Genomic DNA, 21,961 nt, shown 5'->3' with positions numbered 1-21,961 from the left:
CTTAACACGAGGCTTATCATGACTACAATCGAAAACTACGCCCAACGCGCGCTTGAGATGATGGATTTAACCAGCTTAACTGACAGTGAAAGTGCTGAAGACATTATTACGCTTTGTCAAAATGCCAAGTCAGCTAAAGGCAACACAGCAGCAATTTGTATCTTCCCTCGTTTTATCCCTTTAGCAAAGAAAACATTAGCAGCACAAGGTACACCAGAGGTAAAAATTGCTACCGTCACTAACTTCCCCCATGGTAATGATGATATCAACATTGCGGTTGCAGAAACCAAGGCGGCAGTTGCCTATGGCGCCGACGAAGTTGATGTTGTATTCCCATATCGAGCATTAATTAGCGGTAACGAAACCATTGGTTATGACTTAGTTTCAGCGTGTAAAAATGCCTGCCCTGAAAACGTACAACTTAAAGTAATTATCGAAACGGGTGAATTAAAAACCGACACCTTAATCACTAAAGCCAGTGAAATATCGATTGCGGCGGGTGCTGATTTTATAAAAACATCAACCGGAAAAGTTGCTGTTAATGCAACCCCAGAAGCGGCAAAATTAATGTTAACTGTGATCAAAGAAAAGAATACCGCTGTTGGCTTTAAGCCTGCTGGTGGTGTTAAAAATGCAGAAGATGCTGCCATTTATTTAGATTTGGCGAGTGACATTCTCGGGGAAAATTGGGCCAGCAAAAGTAACTTTAGATTCGGGGCGAGTAGCTTACTCACCAACCTATTAAATACCTTAGGTGCAAGTAATGACGTTGCAGATCCGTCAAGCTATTAAGCTATCCAATAACAATAACAATAAAAATTTCAAAATAATAATTAAGGTTTAAGCGCTTTATGGCACAGTTATATTTTTACTACTCAACGATGAATGCAGGTAAATCGACCCATTTATTACAATCTTCTTATAACTACCGCGAGCGCAACCTCAATACCTTGTTGTTTACCGCGCAAATTGACGACCGATTTGCCAAAGGTAAAGTTTCTTCAAGATTAGGCATTCATGCGGATGCACAATTGTTTGATGAAAATAGCAATATTTTTGAAAAAGTACAGGCGTTTATAGAGAATGAAAAACTTGCTTGTGTTTTGATCGACGAAGCACAATTTTTAACTAAGCAGCAAGTTAAACAATTAACCGACATTGTCGATGAGTTGAATATCCCTGTGTTAGCTTACGGTATCCGTACTGACTTTCTCGGTGAAACTTTTGGAGGCAGTGCTGCCCTGCTTGCTTGGGCCGATAAATTAGTCGAATTAAAGACTATTTGTCATTGTGGTAAAAAGGCAAATTTTGTTATTCGTTGTGATGAGCACGGCAATGCGGTCAAAGGTGGAGAGCAAATTGAAGTTGGCGGTAATGAGCGTTATGAATCGCTCTGCAGACGACACTTCAAAGCGCTGGTTTGGTAAGCCCAACAATATTTTTTACAAAACAAAAGGGATGACATCAGTCATCCTTTTTGTTTTATCTGTTTAGTCTAGCAAGTATAAAAAATACACGCTAAACCGACACTTATGCCGTTATTGTTTGGTAAATAACCGGCTGTTCGGCGACTGCCTTTTCGCTTATTGCCAAAGCAGCAAGATATTGTTCACTCGCTATCAGTGCTGATGCTTCGTCTTGCGCATGAACTCTAGCAACAGCATCACCACGATTAACTAGAGTGCCAATAGGTAGAATGCGATCAAAGCCCACACTATGGTCAATTGCTTGGCCATTTGCGGTGCGACCACCTTTTAGTCCGACTACAGACATACCAATATCACGAGTTTGCATACCAACAATATAACCATGCTCTGGTGCCAGTACATCTGTAATAAACTGACCGCGTTGCATTGAGCGCCAAGGATCTTCCATAAAGTCACTTGGTCCACCTAGAGCATGGATCATCTTAGCAAATAATTCAGCAGCTTCACCCGATGCTAATACGTGATTAATTTTCGTCAAAGCAACTTCTTCGTTTTCAGCAACCTTGGCACTGACTAGCATTGCCTTAGCCAATGACACAACGACCGCATGCAAACGAGGCTCTCTTAAAGTACCATTTAAATATTTTACCGTTTCCGCCATTTCTAAGGCATTACCTGCACTAGCACCTAAAACTTGGTTCATATCAGTAATAATCGCTTGTGTTGGTACACCTGAGCCATTGGCGACATTGACAATACTTTGAGCTAACGCACGTGCATCATCAATATTTGACATCATAGCGCCATTGCCAACCTTCACGTCCATAACAAGTGAATCTAAACCTGCCGCTAACTTTTTCGACAATATTGATGCCGTGATCAATGGAATTGATTCAACCGTTGCCGTGATATCACGAATACCATATAAACGCTTGTCCGATGGTGCCAAATTGTCTGTTTGCGAAATAATAGCGACACCTAAATCTTTCACAATACGTTTAAAGTCACCAATACTAGGCTGAATATTAAAGCCAGCAATACTTTCCAGTTTATCTGAAGTACCGCCAGTATGGCCTAAACCACGCCCTGAGATCATTGGCACATATGCACCACAAGCAGCAACAATAGCCGCAAGCATAAAGCTGACTTTATCACCGACACCGCCTGTTGAATGTTTATCAACAATAGGGCCGTCTATTTCTGGCCAACTAAGTACATCACCTGAATTTTTCATCGCTGAGGTAAAGTCGATAATCTCACGGGTTTCCATGCCCTGTTGAAAAATAGCCATTGCCATTGAACCGACTTGAGCATCATTAAAATTTTTCGTTACTAAGCCATCGACAAAATATTGTATTTGTTCTTGGGAGAGTGAACCACCGTTACGTTTGGTGCGAATAATTTCTTGTGGTAGTAACATTAATTTTAGTCCTTATTGTTCAAGTAAGTCTTTAGGTGTAAAGGCGTCAGGTAATAATTCGCTAACAGTCCATTCCTTTGTATCATTATTGTGGTTAACCGCTTTGACTAGCGCATCAGGTGATAAAAACTCAGCAATCACTTGTCGACATGCGCCACAAGGTGGAGTTAATTTATCTTGATTGGTATAAATAACAATAGCGGAAAACTCCTGCTCTCCTGCAATCACACCTTGCGCTAAACAGTTGCGCTCAGCGCAAACGGTCAAACCATAAGAGGCATTTTCAACATTACAACCTTTTACGATATTACCATTAGCCGTTAATGCCGCTGCACCAACACGAAAGTTACTGTAAGGAGCATAAGCTTTTGCAAAACCGTTTTTTGCCGCTTCAACAAGTGCCGTTATTTTATTATCTTCAATCTTTTGCATTCTAGAACCCTTTAACTGACCAGTTGGTCAACTTATTAACTATCGTAATAAAATAACCTTATAATATCAACCACAATTACTACATATTCTTTAATAAATGTGATCTTAAGTAATTTAAATTTTTTATTATTGTTAATGACAGGTAAAAAAAAGCCAGCAACTTTCGTTACTGGCTTTTAACTAACAACAATAACTATTATTAGAAAGTGTATTTAACACCAATTTTCATGCTCCAAGTCGATTCACGATCTTTAAACTCAGCCGGCGATTCACCTTCGCTAATATTGGCACTTTCATATACATATTGACCGGCATCATTAATGCTATAGTCAAGTAATTCTGTTGATGATTGGCCAAATGGCAATTGATAAACACGCGCTGAACCTTCATCAAAAATTGCTAAAGCATTTTTAATGTCGATATAGAATAAGCCTTTATGACCTTCCATAAAACCAGGAATTTCCTGCTCAAGTCGTAAATCCATGGTTGTGGTCCAAGGTGCTGTATAAGTATTTTTACCTAGATACCCGCCATCTGAACTAATCCCAGCCGTCGCAAGTTCAGCCATAATTTCTTCATAGCTTAAGCCATTTTCAAAATCAACCGCGCCGTCACTCGCACTAGTTGGAATATAAGGTAAATTAGCTGTAGTTAAATCTAAGTTACCTGATAAACCATCACGATTATTAAAGCCTAATAAGTAGCTAAATGGACGGCCTGACTTACGTTCCCAAAACATGTGCATGCCAGTGTTATAACCTTCAAAGAATTCGGTATTATATGAAAGGTTAAATGTTAAACGATGTTTAACCTCATATGCAGACGTACCAATACCTGGGTTTTCGGGATCAATTACCGGATTAAAATTATAGGCCGTGTTAGTTGAAGTACCCGTTGCGTCGATACGATTACGAATTGTAGAGTGCGTGTATGAGAAGTTAGCTTTAAAACCATTTGACCAATTTTTAGCAATGCTCAATGTTTCAATTAAGGTATGGCCACCTTCACCATTAGTTAATAATACATCACGGGCATCACGATCAGGGTCAGCAAACGTATAAATTGGACGACCTTCAACAGTATAACCATTGTTGCCTTTTGAAGTATCTAACGTGCGCGAAAGATCTGACCAGATCATGTCCTTTTGGATGTCTTTATATAACACTTCACCGCTAATTCGCCAATCATCCCCTAAGCCAATATTAGTCAAGTCAGCTACATAATCAGCCGCTATGCTGTACTGCCAGGTCGTTGGAATTTCAAAGTCAGGGTCAATAGCATCAATATTTGAGTTTGGACCACCTAAAACAGAGTTCGAAATTTGATCTTGAGCATGCTGTGGAATGCTGTTTGGATCAGCGTCTTGTAAAAATGTATTTTCCGCTACATCATCACCAAATGTGCGATAAAGAGCAATTCTTGAACCATCATTTGTAAAGGCATTAGAAATAAATACATTTGGACGACCGCCACTAAATAAACCTGCACCACCTCGAATGGTCAAATTATCATCAGCTTCCCAAGTAAAACCTAAACGAGGAAGTAAAACATCTAAACCGTCAAGATTTTCATTATTAGCATAACCATAACGGTCATAAAAGCTCTGGTTAAAGTTAGGCTTGTCATCGTTAGTAGTTAGTTCATAACGTAAACCATAAGTTACGTTTAATGAATCCGTAACATCCCAGCTATCTTCAATATAAAACGCATGGTTACCTAATGAAAACTCTGCCGCTGCATCGTCACGATTTAAGCTTGGGTTATTTTGATATTCAAACCAATCCGCTTGACCCGCTTCAAAGTCATCAATACTGTCAAAATACCATGAACCAAGATAATGCTGCATAAAGATATTATAAACATCTACTTTTTCATATTCCCAACCAAATGAAATAGCATGGTCTTCATGTAAATACTCACCACTAAGGCGAATTTGCAAGGTTTCATTTGTCAGTTGGTTTGCATGACGACTGTCATCTGCCCCTAACATAATCTCACCGCCGTTGACGGTATCAATTTTAACTTCACCAAACTCCAAGCCGCCCAATGGTACCTGCCCATTGACTGACTCTTTGTAAGATACTTTCATTTCTGTAGAAAAATCTTCGGTCCAGTATGAAAATAGTTGCCCTACATAAGTATCAAACTCATTAGAACGATTATACCAATGTGATGATAAGTATAAATCATCTGAGCGGCCTCCACCTTGGTTACCTGCACTATTACTTGAACCATGAGAATAGGTAAACGATGCTCGATGATCATCATTAATATTCCAATCTAGCTTTAATGAATACTTTTCATCTTCTAGAGGAATAGAATCATCCCAACTACCCGCATCATAGCCATATTTATCTTTTGCTATTTGGATAACACGGTCTACTTCGGCTTGTGAAACTTGGGTAACTTTGTTTGCTACGCCTGAGTCAGAAGGACCTTTATCAACGGCACTAGGTGATTCGAATGTTTCATATGCTGCAAAGAAAAACAACTTATCTTTGATGATTGGGCCACCAAGTGTTGCACCCCAGGTTTCTTCATCAAATTTTAAGTCAATCTTTTCGCCATCATCAGTTTCTGGGGTACCAGCCCATGCATCTTTTGCTTGTTCAATAAACATTGAGCCATGGAATTCGTTAGTACCTGATTTGGTTACAACACTAACCTTACCACCAGAAAAACCGCCTTCTTTTGCAGTAAACGGTGCTATAGCAACACTGATTTGATCAATTGAATCAAATGAAATCGGAGAACGTTCAGTTGGATAGCCATTACCCGCTAAACCAAAGTCATCATTAAGATTCACACCATCAACGGCTAAGCTATTATACTTAGGGTTACTACCCGCCAAAGATAAAGTGTTACCGTCGTTACCAACAACGGCCATAGGGTTTTGTCGAACAATATCTTTTAAATCTCGATTAAAAGCGGCTGATTTAGTTAATGCGTCGCCACTAAATACACTTGATGAACCCTTTGATGGATCAAAAAATGTTGAAGAGCCCGTAACGGCAATGCGTTCAATACTGGCATCTTCCAAAACTTCATTGATTCGGAATACATTACCTAAGGTAATGTAAATCCCTTCAAGTTTTTTATCGTTATATACATCTGAGTCGATGGTAACGGTATATGGCCCACCAACACGTAAACCTTTCGCTGAGAAAGAGCCAGTTTCATTTACTTTAAGAACTTTACGAGTTCCTGAAGGTTCATGAACAATGGTAATTGTTGCGTCACTTACAACGTTTCCATTAGCCGTTAAGATATTTCCGCGCATAGATGACGATGTATCGTCAGCCATAGCCGAAGTTGACAAACCAAGCGCAAGTACAACGGCGCCAGTTATGCGTGAGAGACGATGAGTTTTCATCATATTATTCCTTGGTAGAAGTTTGTTATGTTTTGTAAATTGTTTATTTTTAGTTTCACTTAGTTAATTTTTTTATCTATTTTTTATTCTTTAAGTGTATTTCAGCAGAAATTAAAACAGAGTTTTCTTACATTTTCATTACAAAATTTTACAGTCATCATTTTACTAAGTTCTATTTTTTTTAGACGCAAAACAATAAAACGACAAAGGCCAAATTTAAATCATATAAAACAAACAGTTAAAATCAGAATTAAAACAACAACAAAAAACACTTATAACAATATTTATTTAATTTTTAATTTATCATAACAAAAAATGATAAAAACAAACCATCTGGTCAAGATAAATTCTTGTATGCTTCAGTTAGCTTTTTTAAAGGCCTACAACAAATGCTTTTTATTAACCATTAGAACATATGGTGTATGTAATCAGTATTTTGTACTATTACAGTGCACAAAATGCATTAAAACAGTGCCTTAAGTAAATAATTAACTTAAACTAGTCGCTTTTAAATGAATAAGAAATGATTTTCATGGCTAAATACAATATTTTATTCATAAAATTTTATAGAATTTGAATAATAAGTGCTTTAACAAGTTATAAGCATAGAACAAGCTCAATAAAATGTAACATTAGTGTAATAAACTACGACTAAATAAATAGAAAAATAAAACTTGAAAGGTTATTAGTGTGAGCAACAATACAACAAATGATAAGCAAGGAAGCATTAGGGCTAGAAGTGAAGCCGTCATTTTAGCCGCCGCCCAAAAAGAATTTATTCTACAGGGATTTAAAGGCGCTACCGTGCAATCAATAGCAGACTCCGCCGGCTTACCTAAAGCCAATGTACTCTATTATTTTAAGAATAAAGAGAACATCTATCATGCGGTATTACAATTAACCTTAGATACTTGGGATCAAGGTATTGGTGATATCGATAGCAGCGACGGTCCTGTTGTTGCCATTGAAAAATTTATTGCCGCAAAAGTAAAAATGTCGTTTGAACATCCACAAGCATCAAAAATTTACGCCATGGAAATTATCCAAGGTGCACTGCATTTAAAAGAGTTTGCTCGCACCTATTTACGCCAATGGGTTCGTGAAAAAGCGAAATTATTTCAAGTGTGGATAGATAATGGTGAAATGGTCAATGTTGACCCAGTCAAGTTGATATTTCTTATTTGGTCTTCTACCCAACATTACGCGGATTTTGAACAACAAATACTTACTATTATGAACCGTGCCGATTATGAAGAAGATGATGTTACACAAGTAACTGAGTTTTTAACTGATTTTATTTTACGTGGCTGTGGCTTAAAGTAAGGAATACTTATGCGATTACTAACAGTCGCTATTGCGACAACACTATTGTTAACTTCTGGATGTAATATGGCTGATCCAAAAATCTCAGCACCATCTAAACTTCGTATTGCGACGTTTAATGTCAGCATGGAAGCACTCAATTATTTACCGGCCGAACAAGCTAACAATACAAAGGTTAAGGGTGATGAATTAGCCTTGGCTTTAAAAGATGATCGCCAACAAATTAAAAATATTGCCGAAATAATTCAACGGGTTAATCCCGATATTATTTTGTTAAATGAATTTGATCGCAATGATGATTCACACCGCTCTCTGCAAGCATTTATAAAGAATTATCTAAATAAACCTCAAAATGGCAATAACGCTGTAGATTACCCCTACTTTTACCAAGGACCTGTTAATACTGGCGTTCCAACAAAGTACGACTTAAATAATGACACCAAAACTGGAGCCTTGCCTAACGACGCTTATGGCTATGGCCACTTTCCAGGTCACTTTGCCATGGCCTTGTTATCTAAATATCCGATTGACCAAGAAAAAATCAGAACTTTTCAATTATTTAAATGGCAAGATATGCCAAATGCGTTGATACCCGTTGATCCTGAAACGGAGCAAGCTTGGTATAGCGAACAGGCTTGGAACAATTTTCGTTTATCATCAAAGTCACATTGGGACATTCCTGTCACCATTGCCGACAAAACTTTACACGTTTTAGCCAGTCACCCTACTCCACCTGTGTTTGATGGCCCAGAAGATAGAAACGGTAAACGTAATTTTGATGAACTACGTTTTTGGATTGATTATTTAACACCAAGTGCCGCTAGCTACATTTATGATGACAATAATGTGTATGGTGGTTTAGCGAAAGATCAGGCCTTCGTTATTTTAGGTGATCTCAATGCTGACGCTATTGATGGCAATGCTATTAAGTCTGGTATTCATCGATTAACCAATCATCCGCGTGTTATTGATCCAAAACCAGAAAGTGAAGGCGGCAAATTTCATAGAATCGATAATCCAAATGCTAAAAATCATACCGCGTTTTGGGGCATGCGCGCAGATTATGTCTTACCTGCGAAAGCACAAATGAAAGTACTAAACTCAGGTATATTTTGGCCAAAAACCGACGACGCTGAATTTAGACTAATTAAAGACCGTGCCGCATCTTCCGATCATCGCCTGGTATGGGTTGACGTTGAACTTAAAGCACAATAACAAAATTTTATTGAATAAGAGCGCTATTCGCTTTTATATACAATCCTTATTAACTGGACAAAAACATGAAAAAACTCGTTCCTAGTATTTTAACCAGCATAATGCTCATGTCGTGTAGTCAAATACAGGCAAATAACATTACTAGTATCAATACTGGCAATGCGCCTAAAAACATTATTATGATCGTAGGTGACGGTATGGGGCCAGCTTATACCTCAGCCTATCGCTATTTTCACGACAATCCTGATACTGAAGCTGTAGAACAAACCGTGTTTGATCGCCACTTAGTTGGTAGCAGCAGTACCTACCCCGCACGAGTTTCAGGCTATGTAACTGACTCAGCAGCCGCGGCTACGGCACTAGCAACAGCAACTAAGTCCTACAATGGCGCTATTGGTGTCGACGTTGATAAAAAGCCTGTTGAATCGGTACTCGTTTGGGCGAAGAAACAAGGTAAAAAAACCGGTATGGTGGTTACCTCGCAAATTAACCATGCAACGCCAGCCTCTTATTTAGCTCATAATGAAAGTCGACATAATTACGACGAAATTGCTGATAACTTTTTAGCATCACATCATAATATTGACGTATTATTAGGTGGCGGTTGGCAATACTTTATTCGTCAAGATAAAAACCTTGTTGAAGAGTTTCAAGCCAATGGTTTTAACTACATCGACAATTATAGTCAATTAACACAATTACCGAGTAACGAAAAAGTTTTAGGACTATTTGCTGATAAAGGCCTACCTTGGGCATTAGACGACAGTAACAAACATCGCCTATCTGCTATGGTAGTGCCAGCAATTGCACAACTAGAAAACAAAAATGGTTTTTTCATGTTGATTGAAGCGAGTCAAGTTGATTGGGCTGGCCATAGCAATGATATAGCCGCAGCAATGGCAGAATTGGATGATTTAGCCAAAACACTTGAATATTTAGAAGGCTACGTTGAAAAAAATCCAAATACTTTAGTGGTGCTGACGGCGGATCATAGCACGGGTGGTTTTACCATAGGTCAAGGTGGAAAATACCTATGGCAACCTGATGTTTTGCGCAGCATGACAATATCACCAAACACTATAGCTGAAAAGCTAGCAGGACAAAAAATAACATCAACTAATGTCAGTGAAATGCTTAATTTTGAAATAAGTGAAGTGGAAGCATCTGAGCTGATTGCAACAAAAAAATCTTTACCTGAAGCGTTAATTATTTTTAACAACTTGCCAAAAGCAGAGCAAGAAAAAATGAATAAGCCAACAGTACAACGTTTATTACGCCAGCATATCAATCGTATCATAGACCAACGTACCGTAACTGGCTGGACGACATTTGGCCATACTGGTGTTGATGTCCCCGTATTTGCCATGGGTAAACAAAAAGAACTTTTTGAAGGCTTAAATGATAATACTGATATTGCTAAAAAAATATTTAAGCTTCTGGGTAAGCAATAAGCTCATTCTCATTATTAAAAAATAAATTTTTTCCTAAAAAAACGCCGAATAAAATATTATTCGGCGTTTTTATTTTCACGAATTAACTTAACCTGAACTCGGGATAATGGGAATGAAAAGCATAACTACTTCAAGGCATTATCAATATTCAATCTACAGTAGTGCTATTTATGTCTAGTTCAAGGCGTTTAAGTGTGCTCAATAACGAGTTATTGGGAACTTGAACAACGTAGAAATAGGCTTTAATAGTGCTGCTGTAGCATTTTGCTTATCCCGAGCTCAGGTTAACTTAGTGCAGCATTTAAACGTGCAAAGCCTTGTTCTAAATCAGCGATTAAGTCATCAACATTTTCTAAACCAACATGTAAACGAATCAGTGGATATTCATAAGGCCACAGTGTTGCAGAGCGTAAATTATTAACCTTAGCAATCCCCAAAATTAAGCTTTCAAAACCGCCCCAAGAATAGCCCATTTTAAAATGTTCCATACCATCAAGAAGTGCTGTTAATGCTGCTTGGTTACCGCGGTTTAATACAAAGGAGAACAAACCATTTGAACCGGTAAAGTCACGGTCAAATACTTCATGGCCCGGACACGATGGCAAAGCAGGATGAAGCACTGTTTCTACTTCTTCACGGCTAGTTAACCACTGAGCTATTTTTAACGCGCTGGCTTGATGTTGTTGCAAACGTACTGGTAAAGTTCGAATACCGCGCATAGCAAGGTATAAATCATCTGGTGATGTACATTGCCCCATGGTATAGCTACTCTCTCGTAACTGAGGCCAATGAGCTTCGTTTGCGGTTGCGGTGCCAAGCATAACATCTGAATGACCAACAATATATTTGGTGGCGGCTTGAATTGACACATCAACACCGTATTCAAACGGCTGAAAATTAACACCCGCAGACCAAGTATTATCTAACATCACCACACAATTATGTCGGTGAGCAACTTCTGCAATAGCCGGTACATCTTGCACTTCCATCGTAATTGACCCTGGAGATTCCAGAAAAATCACCCGAGTATTAGGTTGAATTAACGATTCAATGTCGCTGCTAATAAGTGGGTCATAATATGTTGTTTCAATGCCGAGTTTAGCCAATATTTTATCGCAATAATCTCGAGTTGGTTCATACGCAGTATCAACCATCAAAATATGATCGCCGGTTTTCACAAAAGCTAAAATAGCATTGGTAATGGCCGCCGTACCAGAAGGATAAACTGCACAACCCGCCCCTCCCTCTAATTCAGTCATGGCATCACTAAACGCAAAAGATGTTGATGTACCACGTCGACCGTAAAACAGTACCTGATTAGTTTTATTGGCAGTTGCGTGTTTCATTTCCTTAACAGAATCAAATACTACCGTTGAAGCACGCTCTACCGGCGGGTTTACCACGCCACGAGTCCACTTGCTTTTGCGACCGGCATTAATAATTTTTGTTTCTTTCTTCATCAGCCCATGTGTTCCTATGATTAAATTGAAAACAAATTCAAATTAGCTATCTAGCCATCTACAGCTCTTTTATATATTGAATTGGGTCAAGAAGCACGCATTATTTTGTTATGAGATAGTTTTAATTGACTCTGGTACACTCTTCTAACACACTATTTATTCATCAAATAAGTTCATTTGTGCATTGGTTATTTCATCAAAGCTGGTATTAATGAACGGCAATATAGCATCGGCAACCGCTTGTAGTTGTCTATCAATATAGAATTGATAATCTAATGCTGCTGTTTGATAGCCTTTGGCTTGTGGGCCATTTGTTGTGATGACATATTCTATCCAGCCTTTATTTTGATACTTAAGTGCTTTGCCTTGCGCTTTGTTAATTTCATCAGCAAGCCTTGCTGCACGCACATGTGGTGGCACATTCTTTACGTATAGTTCAAGCTTTCGGCGTAATCGCTTTCGATAAACCAACTTATCATCATGTAAACCAGACAAAGTCTCAGCCACTATTTGTTTAATATATTCCGCCACCGGTTGATCACTAAAGATCATTTGATATAACTTACGTTGAAATTGTTTTGCTAGTTCAGTCCAATCGGTACGAACACTTTCTAAACCTTTAAATACCAATTGTTGCTCATTATTTTTAATTACTAACCCTGCATAACGCTTTTTAGTGCCAATTTCTTGGCCACGCACTGTCGGCATTAAAAATTTACTAAAATGAGTTTCAAACTCTATTTCCAATTCGCTTTCAATACTAAACTCTTCCAACAACACTGCGTGCCATTTTTGGTTAATGTAATCTTGTAAGGTTTTACCTAACGCTTTACTCGAGGCAAGTGTTTGCTCATTATCAATATGGACAAATATTGAATCGGTATCGCCGTATATCACTTGATAGCCTTTCGCTTCAATCCATGTTTTTGTCGTTTTTAACAGGCTATGGCTACGTTTAGTTATTGAGCCCGATAAGCGAGGATCAAAAAAACGACAACCGGTTGAACCTAAGATGCCATAAAAGGAATTCATAATAATTTTTATCGCCTGCGACAAAGCCGCATTTTTTTCTACTTTCGCTTTATCGCGCTCTTTCCATAACTCAGTGATGATAGTAGGTAAAAAATGCTGTTCTCTTGAGAAATAGGCCCCGTCAAAACCTTTAATGGCAGTTTCTGGCGATTTTAACCCTTCAATTAAGCCCATAGGGTCAATATTAAAACTTCGGATGATACTTGGGTACAGGCTTTTAAAATCTAAAACAAGAACATTGTTGTAAAGACCAGGTATGGAGTCCATAACAAAACCGCCCGGTGATTCAAAACCTTGCTCGCCATCGCCCATATTTGGCGCGACATAACCACTGCGGTGTAATTTCGGTAGGTATAAATTGGTAAAAGCCGCAACTGAGCCGCCTACTCTATCAATCGCTAGTCCGGTTAATTGCGCCCGCAGCATAGCGAATTCGAGCAATTGCGTATGTTGGAATATCAACCAAACTAGACGGCAATCTTCTAAGTTATATAGCGCTAGTGCGGTTTTATTGTGTTTAAAGTTATCGGTAATTTCTTGTACGCGATTATCAACATCATCAACTTTTTTACCAATTCCCAATAGCGTATTAGCAACATTATCGAGAGAAAAACTTGGAAAACTGTAAGTTGCCGTTTTTAACAAATCTATGCCGTCTAGAATTACTCGACCATTAATTTCAATAAATTGCTGTTCGCTGGCCTTATTTTTACGCCAATGCGGTGCTCTTCCGTCTCGTCCAATAGCGAATTTAATACCATGAAGCTCATAGCGTTTTTGCAGTAAATTAAAATCAAAGTTAATCACATTCCAGCCAATAACTATGTCAGGGTCATGCGCTCTAAACCAAGCTAATAAGCTCAGTAATAATGCTTTCTCATCCGCTTGCCAAATAATATCAAGTTCGGTATCAGCATGTTCATGTTGCTCACGTAGCACTTCTTCAGCACTAGCGATCATTAATACTTGCTGGCACGTTTCACTGTACAAACCAATAGAATAGAGTTCTCCTGACATTGAACACTCAATATCTAAAGAAACTGTGGTTAATTGAATATCAGTTTGCTGCGCTTTATCGATACGTTTGCATTTTACTTGCTCAAATCGTTGATAAGCGTTCGGTAAATCGTGCTGCTCTCGCTCAATTGCAACATGATTACCAGAGAAAACTAAATCTGCAGTGATAAATCGTTCCATCAAAAAACGATCGTCTGGGCGAAAATCGTCTTCGTAGCACTTAACGCCTAGGTTCTTTAGCGCCTCTCTTGCTTGATAGAACTCTCTTAAGGTTGAAAAATAAACCGCGCTAACGCCCACTTGGTTAAATGCTTTCAAAGCTACTGATTTTATTTCAGCAGAGTAAAATTGCTGGCTTTTAAGTATGCCACTAACGTTATCAACCTCATGGTTTTCGACAAAAAGCACCATACGTTCATTATTTACAACCAGTTCAACAGGCCCTTCTGGTGTTTTTAACCATAAAGTAATTTCAATTTCATTACCGCGATCGCGCACTGAACGTGTCAGTATAAAGCCTCGACCTGAATTAACAGTATTTGGCGGGGTTTCAAATTGTTGAGAAGAAATTTGCATTAAGTGGCTAATACCAAGTGGATTAATAACAACAAACTGTTAATATATACAGCAGTGTAAATCATCTATTCTCGATAGGAAACCAAAGCCGCGATGTTAAGCGAAAAAATTAAGCAAGTTATTCGAACTTCCTATAAAAGCATAGGTGAAAACCTCACCAATTTTAATCCACGTAAGCAACAAACCTTTCTAATTGCTGAAATTGCCAAAACTCTGGCTGGTGAATACGATAAACAGCGTAAAATTATTACTATTGAAGCCGGCACAGGTACAGGTAAATCATTAGCTTACTCTCTAGGCTCTATCCCATTAGCGATAAGTCGAAACAAAAAAGTCTGTATTGCAACGGCTACCGTTGCGTTGCAAGAGCAATTGGTTGATAAAGATTTACCTTTCTTAAAAAAGCACAGCGGTCTTGATTTTAACTTTACGTTGGCAAAAGGTCGTCAACGTTATGTTTGTCGTCAAAAACTTAGCCAAGCAGTAACTAATGACGATAGCCCACAAGTAGGTTTCACTTTCGCGGAAAAACCACAAGCACACGATATTAGAATGCTAAATAATATGCATAAAGCACTGACTGACAATTCTTGGTCGGGTGATATTGACTCTTGGCCCGATCCCGTTAATCACATTATTTGGCAACAAATTCAGGCTGACAAGCACAGCTGTTTAAAGCATTTATCAGAGCATGCACATTGTCCATTTCACAAAGCAAGAGAGACCATGGACGCTGCAGATGTATTAGTGGTTAACCACAGTTTATTGCTTGCTGATTTAGAACTCGGTGGTGGTAAAATATTACCCGCGCCAGAAGACACTTTTTACATAATTGACGAGGCTCATCACCTACCAAAGGTTACGCGTGACCATTCAAGCGCTAGCCTGACCATCAAGGGAGCCATTGACTGGCTTACAAAGTTGCAAGAAACCGGCGATAAAATTGCGAAATTAGTAAAATCGAACAGCGCAATCTCTCCGTCAGTAAAATTAGCGGATGACTGCCAAGATATTTTAGCGGATATGCAAAAAGTACTAGCTTTTATCGACAATAATCGCAGCATTTATTTTCATGGCACAGCTGAAAGTAACAACAAAAACCAAGCGCCGTTATACCGTTATGAAAATGGTATTATTCCAAAGTCATTAAAAAATTGGGCAGAAGATTTAAGCGAAAGGTCGAAAAAATCCCTTAGCCATTTGAACAAGCTTTATAACCTTTTAATGGAATCAGTTAAGGACGGTGACACACAAATGTATTTGGCCGAACCGTTATTAGCCGAATCAGGTTTTATGATCCAACGACTGGAAAATTTTAATGCCCTTTGGCAAATGTATGCGAAAACTGATAGCGAAAAAGGTGCACCTATGGCGCGCTGGATGGAACAACTTGACGGCAAACGTCTTGATTTTTTACTTTGCGCATCACCTATCGAAGTTGGTTTTACCTTAGAAGATATGTTGTGGTCAAAATGTGAAGGCGCGGTGTTGTGCTCAGCCACGATTTTGGCGCTTAATTCATTCGACCATTTTCGCCGACAAGCTGGTTTACAAAGCAATGACGGCAGCCAATATCAAAAAGTCGACTCACCATTCGACTATCAAAACAACGCACAATTAATGATAGCTAGCATGCAGCATGAACCGAGCGCAGATAAGTTTACCGATGAATTGATTGAAAAGCTCCCTGCCATGATCAAACGAGGCAAAGCCACTTTAGTGCTGTTTTCATCGTATTGGCAAATGGATAAAGTGGTTACTGCCCTACGTGAAAAAAACAAACTAAGTATTTTAGTGCAAGGCGAGCAATCACGACAAAAAATCATCGAAACCCATAAAGCGCTGTGTGACAAAGAACAAGTCAGCATTATATTTGGCACTCAAAGCTTTTCAGAAGGCTTAGATTTACCCGGTGATTATTTAACGAATGTGATTATCACTAAACTGCCATTTTCAGTACCGTCTTCGCCAGTTGAAGAAGCGCAGGCAGAATATATAACCGCTAAAGGCGGTAACCCGTTTATGTCGATATCAGTACCCGAAACCTCAAAAAAACTTATTCAGGCCACCGGACGTTTACTCAGAAACGAAAAAGACTACGGTATTATTACGCTAATGGATAAACGCGTAGTCAGCAAACGTTATGGCAAAGATCTACTTAATTCATTGCCACCGTTTAAACGTATTATTGAATAAGCATTCATTCGAGTAAAATTATCCGGTATCATGAAACGCAGATATTGAATTAACATTGGTATTTTGATGGAAAATTGGGATGACTATCGTTTAATACTCGCCTTATCTCGTGGTAAAACACTAAGGGCAGCAGCTCAACAATTAGCATTAAATCATAGTACCGTTTCCCGCCGACTTGCTAGCCTAAATCAAAAGTATGGCTCTGACGTTTTTGATTTAACACCTAAAGGCTATGTAATAACGGCGTCAGGTAAAACCTTGTTATCTTCCGCTGAGAAAATAGAACAACTGACAATTAACGATAATCGCTTAAAAAAAGCCCATCAATTAGATATAACCGGCGAAATAAACCTTTCTATACCCCCTGCAATTGGGCAGTTTCTTCTGTTAACAGAGTTGCATAATTTTCAAAAGCAATATCCTCAAATAACGCTCAACATACAAACTTCATATCAGCTAGCAAATTTAGATAGATCTGAGGCAGACATAGTTGTCAGAGTATCCGACATGCCATGTCAGCACTTAGTCGGCCATCGATTATTTCCTATTGCATTAAGCTATTATGCCAATCCACAATATCTTGTCGAAAAAAATCATACTGACTATCAATGGCTGACAAATATAAACAATGGTACTAGGCCGAGCTGGATTGAAAGTTCGCCCTATCCTAATGCCAGTATTGCCATGAGAATTGAAGATTTAGTGTTACGACATTATGCCGCGGCGCAAGGACAAGGTATGACAATGGGTGCCTGTTATATTGCAGAATCAATCTCAGGCTTACAACGCATAGATGAAAATATCTTATTTCCCCATCAAGATATTTGGGTGCTTACTCACCCAGACTTGCGAGATGTACCAAGAATTAAGCTCTTAATGACGTTTTTAACCCAATCATTAAGAGCAAAAGAGCCGTTAATTAGTGGCACTTGTATTTAAATTAACGAGACTGTGTAAAGCAACCAATAATCAGCAATCCGAAAAAATTAGTTATCCTTTCGTTGATAAATTAAGGACTTGCTCTGGGGCATGAAGCGCAAATGCGGATATTTCCCAACCTGTTGCGGCTTTATTTAAGAAATATGTTGCGCCAGCACGGTCGTATACCTCACCATTGGCTAAATAACGCACCGCAACATTACTAGCCAAGGCAATATTGTCGGCAAGTAATTTTACTTCAACCGTTTCCCAAGCAACTTTGCTAACACCTTTCGCTTTAAGTTGTGTTAAAAAACCAGTAACCCCTTGATTCATTTTTTCTGACGTTAAGCTTGTTGCTTTACCATTGCCTAAAATCAACATCACTTGCTCAGAATATAGTGCAGGAGATAGCTTTAATTCTTGTTTGTTAATAAAGTGATTATATTTACTCATATAATTTTCAAACACTTTTGAAATTAATAGATGCTCATTTTCAGTGGTTTGGTGGTCATTATCTATGGCTAATACATTACTACTTAACACTACTAAAGCGGCGGTTATTGTTAGCTTTTTAAGTATTTTCACATTTTCTCCTTTGCATCAGAATCATGCTTCATCAGTTGAATTGGACTAACAAAACATTATCATTGTGAAAAAAGAGTGTCGTGGATTAATATCTTTGTTCAGTGTTGCAAAAACGCACCACTGAACAATGAGATAACAAAAGTGATATTTTTTAACGATGTTGATCTATCAAAATAGCATTGCCATCTGGGTCGGTAAAAGAAAAGCTTGCCGGTCCTTGCTCTCCTTCAATAGTTTTGTGATTTACTTCAATGCCTTGCTGTTCTACATTTGCTAATAACTCTCTGACATCGGTAAAGTTATCTAAAGCTTGTGCATTTTGGTCCCACCCTGGATTAAAGGTTAAAATATTACCTTCAAACATGCCTTGAAACAGGCCAATATTGGTATCGCCATTTTTCATTATTAAATAGTTATGCGCCATTTCGCCGGCAAAAACACTAAAACCCAATTTTTCATAAAAGTCACGAGACTTTGCTAAGTCTTTAACTGATAAACTCACTGAAAAACAATCTAACTTCATGACCTTGTCCCCAAAATTTAACCAATATCAGTACTGTGATAAAGGTATAAAAAGTTAAAATCCGATTGTAATAGTCGAGATTACAATCGGAAAAAATATACATTAGTGCGGTCTCATTACATTTGTTTGAGTGCTATGCACTACGTGTTAAGTATCACGCTTACAACCGTGCTTTACTTCGTTATTAACCATATCGCGTGTAGCACACCAGGTATAAAGAACAAAAAACATAAAATAATATTGATCAATAAATCTTTTCCAACACCAGATTTTAAAAATACCGCAACTGGCGGTAACAAGATGGCAATAATGATATGTACTAGCTTGTTCATACAGACTTCCTTTTTAATTGTTGTTATTTAAAGACAAAAGTATAAATTGAATTTCACTGTTCTAATTATTAGCACAAATTGTAATTTTTGCTTAAAAAGATGAATTAGGTTGTTGTAAAAACACTAACTCTTCAGCACTAGATTCACGGCCTAAAATGGCATTTCTATGAGGATATCGACCAAAACGGGTAATGATTTCTTGATGTTTTAATTCAAACTGCAGATTCGACTCATTACCTAATGCCGAATACAATTCAACGGCTTGTTGATGAATAATAGAAGACTCACTATGCATGTAGGGCAAATACATAAAGCTACGTTGGCTAACAGGCAAATTCATATTTTCTGCTAAGCGCACCGCTTCTTGTGCCAATACTAACGCAAGTGTATCTGATGCAAATGCATTGGCGGTGTCGCGAAAGATGTTACGAGAGAACTGATCAAGGACAATAATTTCTGCTAATCGACCTTCCGCCGTATCGCGCCAATAATATAACTCGCCACGATTGGCACTTTCATGTAACTCAAGAAACCGTTTTTTTATCTCTTGATCAAAGTTTTGATCTTTAAGCCACCATTGCTCTGGTGCTATTTCATTAAACCAAAAATTGATCACCGTTTGATAATCCATAACTTGCCCTCTCATCCTAAAACTTATAATCAATAGCTTAGGCTGAACTATTCACCAATGTCTAGGAGATATTTTTTTACACGACAAGCAATAAAAAACCAAGGCGGGAGACCTTGGCTTTTTCTTCAAGTTAAATTCAATATTACTGGATGTAGCTGAGTATAATTATCGTGCGTCACCTCCTGTTATTTCAATTAAAACAATCGACTAGTTAAACTCGCTAAACAATTAAAAATTATTCGCCATTTGAGCATCTTTATTATTCATTGGCGTGCTAACCACAGCTTCATTTTTCAGTTTGATAACAACACGACGGTCGTAAAAGCTCACTTCTTTGTCATTTGAGGCAACAACAGGTTGCTGTTCACCAAAAGCAAATAAATTTATTCTGTCCGCTTTCACCCCTTGGTCAATTAAGGCATTTTTAACTGCATTGATACGAGCGAGCGAAAGCGCTTGATTTAATTCGTCACTACCTTGCTTATCGGTATAACCTGAAAGATCAATCGTTAACTCTGGAGACTGCTGCAAAATACTCACTAATGCTGTTAACTGCTCTTGGTAATGCGCTTTAATTTCGCTAGAGCCGGTTGAAAACTGTAAACTCATTAAAAGGTTTTGCGCTTGTAATAAACTCGTTTGTTGATAATTTCTTTCTAGTGCAATCAATTCTTCTTGGTAGGCTTGCTCGGCATTGGCAATTTTTTCTTGATACGCAGCCAGCGCCATTTCATTGCTTTGCTTTTCTTGTTGGTAAGCCGTCGATAGCTGTTCAATTTCATCCTCCGCATTAATGTTTTTTGCAATAAAGTTACCGGCTAAACCAGTAATGAAAGCCCCTGCTGGACCACCAAAAATAGCACCAATAACCATACCTGCGCCGAAGCCTATTTCTTCATTGCGTTGTGCTTCTTCGGTGTTGCTTTGTGGCAGTACTGCATGATTTTGAGCATTTGCAAATACTGGCGTTATTGATAGCACTGAAATTAACGCGGCACTAACCAGTGTCTGGGCAGTCGTTTTCTTGCTGTTGGTGTTTTTTGCAGTTTGTTGTCTATAAGTCGTCATAGGTATTCCCCTTAATAAAATAATATTTAAAACTCAGAGCTATAAAGTATTGTTAACTCTTCGTTTCGCCTCTCTTTCGATGAAGCTATTAAACCGCAAGAAAACGGCCACTTACCGACGCAAAAATGACAATTCACTGAGCAAATGTGGCAACATTATGGCAATTTGAACTATTAGCAGCATCACTAGGATTTATTCGATATGATGCAAATGAAAAATGGCAGTTCATAACAAGGTAATCATTTAAAATGTCAAAACGGATCGCAATTGTTGAAGATGACGCAGCAATTAGAGAAAACTACGCAGATGCTCTACGTTTACAGGGCTATCAAGTGCAAACTTATCCAAATAAAGCCACTGCTATGCAAGCATTTACGTTACGCTTACCGAATTTAGCAATTCTAGATATTGGTTTAGAGCATGAATATGATGCCGGTTTTGAGCTATGCCAGTGGTTAAGAACGAAATCGAATACCTTGCCGATAATATTTTTAACCGCCCGTGATAGTGACGTTGATACGGTCTCTGGCTTAAGAATTGGCGCTGACGACTACTTAACTAAAGATATCAGTTTGCCACATTTAGCGGCGCGTATAGCAGCGCTATTTCGTCGACAAGACGCCTTAGGCAAGCCACAACAAACGGATCATTTACTCAAGCTTGACGCATTAACTATCGATAGCCAGCGTATGACAGTTGAGTGGAACGAGCATATGGTTGATTTAACCATTACTGAATTTTGGATGCTTTATGCTTTGGCAAAACACCCAGGCCATGTAAAAAACAGAAGTCAGTTAATGCAAGACTCAAAAATCTATGTCGATGATTCAACCATTACTTCTCATATAAAACGGATTCGAAAAAAATTCACACGCATAGATGCCAACTTCAATTGTATTGATACGGTTTATGGCATGGGCTATCGCTGGAACCAAGCACATGAAAAATCAGTAGAAGAATTAGGCCAATAACGAGTAAT

18 protein-coding genes are annotated in these 21,961 nt (G+C 38.4%); 8 read left to right on the top strand and 10 right to left on the bottom strand.

The window, feature by feature from the left end; translation table 11 throughout:
* Positions 1 to 18 precede the first annotated feature (18 nt).
* Positions 19 to 792 carry a deoxyribose-phosphate aldolase gene (gene deoC / locus AC27JP_RS07730; RefSeq protein WP_487113729.1) on the top strand — a complete coding sequence of 258 codons (774 nt, stop codon included), beginning with the start codon at positions 19 to 21 and terminating at the stop codon, positions 790 to 792.
* A gap of 59 nt (positions 793 to 851) precedes the next feature.
* Positions 852 to 1,427, top strand: coding sequence for a thymidine kinase (locus AC27JP_RS07725; RefSeq protein WP_487113727.1), 576 nt, complete (start codon positions 852 to 854; stop codon positions 1,425 to 1,427).
* Positions 1,428 to 1,530: 103 nt separating this feature from the next.
* On the opposite strand, the gene deoA is transcribed toward AC27JP_RS07725, so the two are convergent.
* The 3 genes from deoA to AC27JP_RS07710 all read right to left on the bottom strand — a co-directional run bounded on the left by deoA (position 1,531) and on the right by AC27JP_RS07710 (position 6,655).
* The gene (deoA, locus tag AC27JP_RS07720; protein WP_487113725.1) at positions 1,531 to 2,847 is read right to left on the bottom strand and encodes a thymidine phosphorylase; all 1,317 of its coding nucleotides are present in this window, start codon (positions 2,845 to 2,847) and stop codon (positions 1,531 to 1,533) included.
* A gap of 12 nt (positions 2,848 to 2,859) precedes the next feature.
* The gene (locus AC27JP_RS07715; protein WP_487113723.1) at positions 2,860 to 3,279 is read right to left on the bottom strand and encodes a cytidine deaminase; all 420 of its coding nucleotides are present in this window, start codon (positions 3,277 to 3,279) and stop codon (positions 2,860 to 2,862) included.
* A 199-nt stretch (positions 3,280 to 3,478) separates the two neighbouring features.
* Positions 3,479 to 6,655, bottom strand: coding sequence for a TonB-dependent receptor (locus AC27JP_RS07710; protein WP_487113721.1), 3,177 nt, complete (start codon positions 6,653 to 6,655; stop codon positions 3,479 to 3,481).
* A gap of 687 nt (positions 6,656 to 7,342) precedes the next feature.
* Between AC27JP_RS07710 and AC27JP_RS07705 the strand changes: the two genes are divergently transcribed.
* From AC27JP_RS07705 to AC27JP_RS07695, 3 genes are all read left to right on the top strand, one after another.
* A complete protein-coding gene (locus AC27JP_RS07705) occupies positions 7,343 to 7,975 on the top strand; it encodes a TetR family transcriptional regulator C-terminal domain-containing protein (RefSeq protein ID WP_487113719.1) in 633 nt (210 codons plus the stop codon).
* 9 nt (positions 7,976 to 7,984) lie between these two features.
* A complete protein-coding gene (locus AC27JP_RS07700; protein ID WP_487113717.1) occupies positions 7,985 to 9,190 on the top strand; it encodes an endonuclease/exonuclease/phosphatase family protein in 1,206 nt (401 codons plus the stop codon).
* 107 nt (positions 9,191 to 9,297) lie between these two features.
* On the top strand, positions 9,298 to 10,641 hold the full coding sequence (locus AC27JP_RS07695; RefSeq protein ID WP_487114363.1) for an alkaline phosphatase: 1,344 nt from the start codon (positions 9,298 to 9,300) through the stop codon (positions 10,639 to 10,641).
* Positions 10,642 to 10,925: 284 nt separating this feature from the next.
* Here AC27JP_RS07695 and AC27JP_RS07690 read toward each other — a convergent pair whose 3' ends face one another.
* Both AC27JP_RS07690 and AC27JP_RS07685 read right to left on the bottom strand, forming a co-directional pair.
* Entirely contained in the window at positions 10,926 to 12,101 is a 1,176-nt protein-coding gene (locus tag AC27JP_RS07690) for a cystathionine beta-lyase (RefSeq protein ID WP_487113715.1), read from the bottom strand.
* A gap of 156 nt (positions 12,102 to 12,257) precedes the next feature.
* Entirely contained in the window at positions 12,258 to 14,726 is a 2,469-nt protein-coding gene (locus AC27JP_RS07685; protein WP_487113713.1) for a DNA polymerase II, read from the bottom strand.
* 93 nt (positions 14,727 to 14,819) lie between these two features.
* Here AC27JP_RS07685 and dinG point away from each other — a divergent pair, with 93 nt between their 5' ends.
* Complete coding sequence (gene dinG, locus AC27JP_RS07680) at positions 14,820 to 16,922, top strand: ATP-dependent DNA helicase DinG (protein WP_487113712.1); 2,103 nt, start codon at positions 14,820 to 14,822, stop codon at positions 16,920 to 16,922.
* A gap of 66 nt (positions 16,923 to 16,988) precedes the next feature.
* A complete protein-coding gene (locus tag AC27JP_RS07675) occupies positions 16,989 to 17,861 on the top strand; it encodes a LysR family transcriptional regulator (protein WP_487113710.1) in 873 nt (290 codons plus the stop codon).
* A 51-nt stretch (positions 17,862 to 17,912) separates the two neighbouring features.
* Here the strand turns inward: AC27JP_RS07675 and AC27JP_RS07670 are convergent, their stop codons facing one another.
* From AC27JP_RS07670 to pdsO, 5 genes are all read right to left on the bottom strand, one after another.
* Positions 17,913 to 18,428 (bottom strand): hypothetical protein, encoded by a 516-nt coding sequence (locus AC27JP_RS07670; RefSeq protein ID WP_487113708.1) that lies wholly within the window; start codon positions 18,426 to 18,428, stop codon positions 17,913 to 17,915.
* Positions 18,429 to 18,579: 151 nt separating this feature from the next.
* Positions 18,580 to 18,951, bottom strand: coding sequence for a VOC family protein (locus tag AC27JP_RS07665; protein ID WP_487113706.1), 372 nt, complete (start codon positions 18,949 to 18,951; stop codon positions 18,580 to 18,582).
* A 173-nt stretch (positions 18,952 to 19,124) separates the two neighbouring features.
* On the bottom strand, positions 19,125 to 19,283 hold the full coding sequence (locus AC27JP_RS07660; RefSeq protein ID WP_487113704.1) for a YqaE/Pmp3 family membrane protein: 159 nt from the start codon (positions 19,281 to 19,283) through the stop codon (positions 19,125 to 19,127).
* 91 nt (positions 19,284 to 19,374) lie between these two features.
* Positions 19,375 to 19,914 (bottom strand): DUF924 family protein, encoded by a 540-nt coding sequence (locus AC27JP_RS07655; protein ID WP_487113702.1) that lies wholly within the window; start codon positions 19,912 to 19,914, stop codon positions 19,375 to 19,377.
* A gap of 228 nt (positions 19,915 to 20,142) precedes the next feature.
* Complete coding sequence (pdsO, locus tag AC27JP_RS07650) at positions 20,143 to 20,982, bottom strand: sortase-associated OmpA-like protein PdsO (protein ID WP_487113700.1); 840 nt, start codon at positions 20,980 to 20,982, stop codon at positions 20,143 to 20,145.
* Between the two features lie 248 nt (positions 20,983 to 21,230).
* Between pdsO and pdsR the strand changes: the two genes are divergently transcribed.
* Positions 21,231 to 21,953 carry a proteobacterial dedicated sortase system response regulator gene (gene pdsR, locus AC27JP_RS07645; protein WP_487113698.1) on the top strand — a complete coding sequence of 241 codons (723 nt, stop codon included), beginning with the start codon at positions 21,231 to 21,233 and terminating at the stop codon, positions 21,951 to 21,953.
* Positions 21,954 to 21,961: the final 8 nt, after the last annotated feature.

The sequence above is a fragment of the Colwellia sp. SU-HH01172 genome (genome assembly GCF_057553355.1).
The sequence above is the reverse complement of the archived record's forward strand: the minus strand, read 5'-3'. Positions and strand labels throughout refer to the sequence as shown.